General features: G+C 48.3%; 1 protein-coding gene. It reads left to right on the top strand.

The genetic code is table 11. The features are described from left to right. The first annotated feature begins 111 nt into the window (after nucleotides 1-111). A protein-coding gene (locus Q0785_RS20200) for an IS3 family transposase (RefSeq protein WP_298834604.1) occupies nucleotides 112-1,439 on the top strand; the annotation gives its coding sequence in 2 pieces (ribosomal slippage) (nucleotides 112-490 and nucleotides 490-1,439; 1,329 coding nt in all). Nucleotides 1,440-1,452 lie beyond the last annotated feature (13 nt).

A 1,452-nucleotide genomic window follows, 5' to 3' on the forward strand; every position in this document is an offset into this window, starting at 1 on the left:
TGAACCGCACCCCAAATGGTAGACACTTTAAAAAAGTGACCCATTTGGGGTTTTTTCTGTTTTCTGACCCCGGTATACTAAATTTAGCTAACTTGGACGGGAGAAGATCAGATGAGTAAAATCACTTTCAATGAACACCAACAACGGGTCCTGGAGGCAAATCCGAATGTCGCTTCCGTATCCGATCGAGCGATTCAATATACGCCAGAATTCAAAATCCACGCGGTGAAGGAATACCAGACAGGCAAAGGCCCGGCCCAGATATTTAGTGAAAATGGATTTGATTTAACCGTTATCGGATCCAAAAAAGCGAGCTCATCCTTGAACCGCTGGCGGACGACGTTCAGGCTTTATGGAGAAGACGCTTTTTTCGAAGAGCGTCGTGGGAAGAACAGTACGGGCCGCCCTTCTGAGAAAGATCTCTCAGCTGAGAAAAAACTGGAGAAAGCAGAAGCACGCATCAAATACCTGGAAGCCGAAAATGAGTTGCTAAAAAAGCTCGAGGAACTCGAGAGGCAGGCGAAGAAACGCAACTGACCCCAGCGGAGAAATACGAAGCCATCAACGCGGTGGTCCGAAAATTCCAACTCAAGAATTTGGTTGGAACACTTTGCCGCACAGCGGGAGTCAGCCGGAGTGGCTATTACGCCTGGCTGGAGAAAACGGAACAGCACGCCATTCGCGAAGAACAGGACTACCAGGATTACCTGTTGCTCAAAAGCATCTACGATGCGCATCGGGGGAAAATTGGGTATCGCACCTTTTACATGGTCCTCACTGAACTCTTGGAAACGCCGATGAATCACAAGAAAATCTTACGCCTCATGCGCAAATTCAATCTCTTTGCCAAAATCCGGCGAGCGAATCCCTATAAGCAGATCGCCAAAGCCACACAGGAACATGCCATCTGTCCCAACCTGTTAAATCGCAAGTTTAAACAAGATGAACCCGGCAAGGTATTCGTCACCGATATCACGTATCTACCAAACCGTTCGGGGCAAATGGCGTATCTGTCCGCCGTCAAAGATGTCGCCACCCGTGAAATCGTCGCCTATGAAGTCACGACGACACTCACGATGGAAATTGTGTACCGCACGTTACGAAAACTGAAGGAAGCATTGGCTGGCACTGTTCACCCGGAAGCGATGATCCATTCCGATCAAGGCTTCCACTATACTCATCCCGAATACCAACAACGTGTGAAGGAGATGAAATTAACCCAATCGATGTCCCGCCGGGGCAACTGCCTCGACAACGCCCCCATCGAATCGTTTTTTGGTCACTTTAAAGATGATGTCGATTTTAAACAAGCAACCAGTCTGGATGAATTGAAAGAGCTGGTGGATGAGTACATGGAGCATTACAACGGAACACGCAAGCAATGGAATCTAAAAAAGATGACTCCGGCACAATACCGAAGTCATCTGATCGCAGCCTAGCTGCAGGGTACCT

It is taken from the genome of uncultured Planococcus sp. (genome assembly GCF_947501725.1).
GTDB lineage: Bacteria > Bacillota > Bacilli > Bacillales_A > Planococcaceae > Planococcus > Planococcus donghaensis_C.